This is a genomic window from Paenibacillus xylanexedens (assembly GCF_007676705.1).
Lineage (GTDB): Bacteria > Bacillota > Bacilli > Paenibacillales > Paenibacillaceae > Paenibacillus > Paenibacillus xylanexedens_C.
This window is the reverse complement of record NZ_VEBF01000207.1, coordinates 1-295: the sequence shown is the minus strand read 5'-3', so window position 1 is coordinate 295 and position 295 is coordinate 1. Positions and strand designations below refer to the sequence as shown.

Here is a 295-nt window from a genome sequence, read left to right as displayed (position 1 = left end):
CCCATCTCCTTGTTTCGGTTCACCCCACATCCATACACCAACGCCTTCAACACCTTTTTCCTTCCCTACCCTCCCACCCCTTTTCCCCTTCTCACCCTAACCTCCATACACCTCTTCCACTTCCTCCACCTTCACACCCTCCGTAATCCATTTCTCCACTTCTCCCCTCACCTTCCCCTCTTCCTCTATAATACCCATCACTTCCAATTTCCCATCCTCCACCTTCCCCACATACACAATGCCTTCTTCAATCCATCCCACCTGATTCTCATCCAGCTCTCCACTCATTTCTTTA

The 295-nt window shown here is 50.2% G+C and carries 1 protein-coding gene; it reads right to left on the bottom strand.

The window, feature by feature from the left end:
- Window positions 1–96: 96 nt before the first annotated feature.
- Window positions 97–295, bottom strand: a 199-nt coding sequence (locus tag FS628_RS30465) for a Tex-like N-terminal domain-containing protein (RefSeq protein WP_145326674.1), incomplete at its 5' end; no start/stop codon positions are given.